This window comes from Pseudomonas wayambapalatensis (assembly GCF_049942315.1).
GTDB lineage: Bacteria > Pseudomonadota > Gammaproteobacteria > Pseudomonadales > Pseudomonadaceae > Aquipseudomonas > Aquipseudomonas wayambapalatensis.
In genome coordinates, this window is record NZ_JBNFMU010000016.1 from 1 (window position 1) to 4,994 (window position 4,994).

Genomic DNA, 4,994 nt, shown 5'->3' on the forward strand with positions numbered 1-4,994 from the left:
CCCGCTCCCACAGGAGCACAGGTGTAATTGTTCGGGGTCATCGTCCTATCCCCCTCAGAGCCCGCGGGCCACGGCCTTGTCGATCAGCCAGTTCAGCGAGGGACCGCGGTCGCTGTTCACCGAGGCCGGGCGGCCGGCCAGCTCTGCAGGCAGCGACTCGTCAGGCTTGATCTGCACGCGAATGTCCGAAGCCAGGTTGTCGTTGTCCAGGCTGGCGCTGCCGACGATCACACCGGTGCGCACGTTGTCTTCGCCGGCGATCTGGAAGTTGACCCGGGTACCTGGCTTGACCTCGTCGAACTGGCGATAGCTGAAGCGCGCCTCGACCATCGGGTTGGTGGTGCGCGGGATCAGTTGGTAAACCGCCTGGCCCTTGCTGGCGTACTGGCCGTCATCCACCAACTGGCGGGCGACCACGCAATCGCAGGGGCTGGTGAGGGTGCCGGAAAGCTGCTTGCCGAACAGCTCCTCGACCTTGGCAGGCTCCAGTTGCGAGTCGTCCAGATGGCCCTTGAGCAGGTCGAGCATGCTGGTGTTGAAGGTCGCCAGCGGCGCGCCCTTGACCACCTGCGCACCGTTTTCCACCAGGCTCTGCATGCTGCCGTCGCGGGGCATGGTGACGTTGGTGGTCGGTACCGCGACCACGCCGGCCTCGGCGTGGCTGACGAAGTACAGGCCGTACAGTGACTTGGCGACGAAGCCGAAGGCGGCGATGCCGACCACGAACACGCCCAGGGTGACGGTGACGGCACGCAGGCGACCGAAGGCGCTGAGGCCCGAGCCCGAATCCTTCTGCTTGCGCGCCTTGGTGAAGTTGTCGCGCTGCAGGGTACTGAGCACGTCACCGACGCTGATCAGCTCACCGGACAGGTGGGAGGTGATGATGTGGCGCAGGGTCGCGATATCACGCGGTTCCAGGTTCTGGAATTCGACACCGGTGCGGCCGCTTTGTGGATCGCTCGAGCGCACCAGGAACTCGATGTCCATCGACAGCCCCAGGTTGTCGACCACGAACTGCAGGCGACCACGCACGACATCGCCGACCGGAAGGGCTTTTTTGGCATGGAACGACAGACCACCGGCGGAGAGGTCGTCGACCTTCACATCCTGCGGCTGGCGCTCGCTGTCCAGATAGCGCAGCTTGGCCGGGATGCGCACCCGGGCGTGCTGGCGCTGGGCTTCGGACTCATGCACGACGTTGACGTTCACGGCGGTATTCATGGTGATTTGTTCCTGTTGGATCGATCCGGGTTGGGCTCACACGACCATGAACAGCACAGCGACGAAGATGCTGGCGGCCGAGAAGGTCATGGTCCGAGAGGACCAGGTGTTGAACCATTGTTGAAAGCTGGCGAGGTCACGTTTCAGGGCAGTCGGCTGCCGGGTCCAGGACTGCTTGTCGAGGCGGAAGAACACGTAGATCTTCATCAGTGCGCCGACGATCTGGTTGTAATAGAGGATCAGCGGGTAGGCCGGGCCGACGCTGTGGCCCGAGCACAGCAGCATGATGGTGAGGATCAGGCGGGTGATGCCGATCCACAGCAGGTACACCAGCAGGAACTGCAGGCCGAACTTGAAGCTGGCGATCACCGCCACGGTCAGGCCCAGCAGGCTGGTCCACATCGACACACGCTGGTCGAGCAGCACGATGCTGGTGAACAGCCCCAGGCGCTTGAGGCCCAGGCCCAGGGCACGGGAGTTCTGCCGCAGGTTGTTGCCGTACCAGCGGTACATCAGCTTGCGGCTGGCCTTGACGAAGCTCTTCTCCGGCGGATGCTCGACCGTGTTGATCGCCGCGTCCGGCACGTAGAAGGTGTCGTAGCCCAGGCGCATCAGGCTGAACCAGCTCGACTTGTCGTCGCCGGTGAGGAACTTGAAGCGGCCCAGGCGCCAGTGCATCAGCGAGTCGCTCTCGACGTCGGCGATGAACTCAGGGTTGGTGACCACGCTTGCGCGGAACATCGACATGCGCCCGGTCATGGTCAGCACGCGCTTGGACAGCGCCATCGAGCACATGTTGATGTGGCGCTGGGCGAAGCGCAGCTTGTGCCACTCGCTCATGATGTAGCCGCCGCGCACTTCGCAGAATTCGTTGGTGGTCAGGCCACCGACATTGGGGTAGAGCTTGAACCAGGGCACGGTCTTGCGTACCACGCCATCGGCCAGCACGGTGTCGCCGTCGATCACCGCGACCACCGCGTTTTCGTCCGGCAGCATCCGCGAGATGGCGCGAAAACCGTAGGCCAGGCCGTCGCGCTTGCCGGTACCGGCGATGCGCACGAAGTCCAGGGCGACGTGTTCGGGCGGGTTGAACTTGGCCCACAGGCTCTTGACCAGCAACTCGTCGGACTTCTCCACCAGCGAGCAGACCACGGTGGTCGGGTAGCCGCATTCGATCGCTTCGCGGATCACCGAGCTGTACACCTGGGCGGTGGTCAGCGCATCGATGCGAAAGCTGGTGACCATCAGGTACACATGAGACGGTTCGGCTGCCTTGCCCAGCTTCTGCACCTTGCGGCGCAGGTAGGGGTAGACCAGGTACAGGAAGATCATGCCGCGGATGAAATGGGTGGCGCCCATGGAGTAGCGCCAGATGCCGACTGCGCCGACCAGGAAGATGAAGTGCTTCGATTGCGAATCGAAGATATCGCTGGGCAGGGCCAGGGCGATCAGCATGAGCAGGCTCATGTAGAGCAGCCATCCGGCGCACTGCAACAGCACTGTCTGGAGCCTTTGCATGTTCAGCATCCGTCGCGAGAATCAGGGAAGTGCGGAGCCGGCCGGCCCCGCGTCGGGCTGGCTTACCAGCAGATGCCTTCGGTGCGGGTGAGGGTGCTGGTGGGCTTGCTCATGAAGCCGACCAGGTCGATCACCTGCTTGCCTTCCGGCGCCTGCTGGGCCAGGGCACGGAACTGCTCGTCGCGGTTGCCGAGGATGATGATGTCGGCGCCATCGACCACCTGCTGGAAGTCGGCGTTGAGCAGCGACGAGACATGCGGGATCTTCGACTCGATGTAGTCCTTGTTGGCGCCGTGGACACGGGCGTACTCGACGTTCTGGTCGTAGATGTTCAGCTCGTAGCCCTTGCCGATCAGGCGCTCGGCCAGTTCCACCAGCGGGCTTTCGCGCAGGTCGTCGGTGCCGGCCTTGAAGCTCAGGCCGAGCAGGGCGATCTTGCGCTTGTCGTGGCTTTCGATGATGTCGAAGGCGTTCTGCACCTGCGACTCGTTGCTGCGCATCAGCGAGTCGAGCAGCGGCGCCTTCACGTCGAGGCTGGCAGCGCGATAGGTGAGGGCGCGCACGTCCTTGGGCAGGCACGAACCGCCGAAGGCGAAGCCTGGGCGCATGTAGTACTGCGACAGGTTCAGGGCCTTGTCCTGGCAGACCACGTCCATCACTTCGCGACCATCGACGCCGACCGCCTTGGCGATGTTGCCGATCTCGTTGGCGAAGGTCACCTTGGTGGCGTGCCAGACGTTGCAGGTGTACTTGATCATCTCGGCCACTTCGATCGGCTTGCGGATGATCGGGGCGTCGAGCTCTTCGTAGATCGCCTGCAGCACGTCGCCGCTGGCGCTGTCCAGTTCGCCGATGACAGTCATCGGAGGCTGGTCGTAGTCCTTGATCGCGGTACTTTCGCGCAGGAACTCGGGGTTGACCGCCACGCCGAAATCGACGCCGGCCTTCTTGCCCGAGCAGTCCTCGAGGATCGGGATCACCACGTTCTTCACGGTGCCTGGCAGCACGGTGCTGCGCACCACGATGGTGTGGCGGCGGGTGGTGTCGCGCAGCACATAGCCGATCTCGCGGCACACCGATTCGATGTATTCCAGGCCCAGGTCGCCGTTCTTCTTGCTCGGGGTGCCGACGCAGATCATCGACACGTCGCTGGCGCGGATCGCCTCGGCGAAGTCGGTGGTGCCACGCAGGCGACCATTGGCGATGCCTTGCTGCAGGAGTTGCTCCAGACCCGGCTCGACGATTGGCGACTTGCCCTGGTTGATCAGGTCGATCTTGGTGGTGGACACGTCCACACCAATCACTTCATGGCCCCTTGCCGACAGGCAACCTGCACAGACGGCACCCACGTAACCCAAACCAAAGATGCTGATACGCATCGTATTCACCTCGTGTGTTTATCACGCCGACTCTTTCGAAGAGTCGGACCGGGTTGATTGACCTGCTTTTACGGGCGCACGGATCCATGGCGAATTGACACTTCACCGAACGCAGGTATGAATGAATCCGGAGCGCAAACCGTTGTGCGCTCAAACTTGGCAGTAAAAGGCCAGTTATTAAAAGGCGTGCCCTGAGATGCAGCCGTCTTTATTGCAACGCGTTATCGGGTGCGCTGCTGTGCTTGTTTTTTCAAGTGAATAAATCCTTTGAAATCAACCACTAGGACGATTAGTAAGGGGCGCGTCTCTCCTGCTTGGACAGGCCGCTCGGGTATACCGAGGCGGTAGTCGAAGTTATCAGTGCAGGTATTGAGTACCTGCCAGTTGTCATCTGTAAGTCATCTCTCACGTTGCACGCTCGTGATTCGTTACGGGTGCTATGAGCGATCTGCGAAGGGAGAAGTTCCGGGGTGAGTGCAGGGCAGATGAAAGATTTCTAAATATTTTTTAAGCGCTAAATACTTTCAATCTGATAGCACGGATGGGTTTCGCCCCTGTATATAAAGGGCGAGATCAAGATGGGATGGTTATATGCCAGTATCGGAAAAATTTTTTCAAAATTCGTCAAAAAACTACGAACGGTCTTATGGCGTTTGGCGATAAGCTCGGGTTCGTCTGTTTTTTGGCGCCGGTAATTTGGCTTTTTGGGCGGGGCTTTCAGCGGTGCGGTACCTGTAGGAGCGGGCTTGCCCGCGAAAAGCACACCGCGGTGCCTGGCACGGGCTGCGCCCGTGTTCGCGGGCAAGCCCGCTCCTACAGGTACCGCACCGCTGAAAGCCCCGCCCAAAAAGCCAAATTACCGGCGCCAAAAAACAG

3 protein-coding genes are annotated in these 4,994 nt (G+C 61.4%); all 3 read right to left on the reverse strand.

Annotated elements, in window-relative coordinates; translation table 11 throughout:
- Positions 1–54: 54 nt before the first annotated feature.
- Positions 55–1,221 carry an alginate biosynthesis protein Alg44 gene (locus ACPZMI_RS00175; RefSeq protein WP_186711195.1) on the reverse strand — a complete coding sequence of 389 codons (1,167 nt, stop codon included), beginning with the start codon at positions 1,219–1,221 and terminating at the stop codon, positions 55–57.
- Positions 1,222–1,257: 36 nt separating this feature from the next.
- Positions 1,258–2,739 carry a glycosyltransferase family 2 protein gene (locus ACPZMI_RS00180; RefSeq protein WP_186668125.1) on the reverse strand — a complete coding sequence of 494 codons (1,482 nt, stop codon included), beginning with the start codon at positions 2,737–2,739 and terminating at the stop codon, positions 1,258–1,260.
- A 62-nt stretch (positions 2,740–2,801) separates the two neighbouring features.
- Positions 2,802–4,118 (reverse strand): nucleotide sugar dehydrogenase, encoded by a 1,317-nt coding sequence (locus ACPZMI_RS00185; RefSeq protein WP_065864153.1) that lies wholly within the window; start codon positions 4,116–4,118, stop codon positions 2,802–2,804.
- Positions 4,119–4,994: the final 876 nt, after the last annotated feature.

Excerpts from the sequence above, each read along its gene's own strand:
- ACPZMI_RS00175 (WP_186711195.1), bottom strand. The coding sequence starts at position 1,221 with ATGAATACCGCCGTGAACGTCAACGTCGTGCATGAGTCCGAAGCCCAG.
- ACPZMI_RS00180 (WP_186668125.1), bottom strand. The coding sequence starts at position 2,739 with ATGCAAAGGCTCCAGACAGTGCTGTTGCAGTGCGCCGGATGGCTGCTC.
- ACPZMI_RS00185 (WP_065864153.1), bottom strand. The coding sequence starts at position 4,118 with ATGCGTATCAGCATCTTTGGTTTGGGTTACGTGGGTGCCGTCTGTGCA.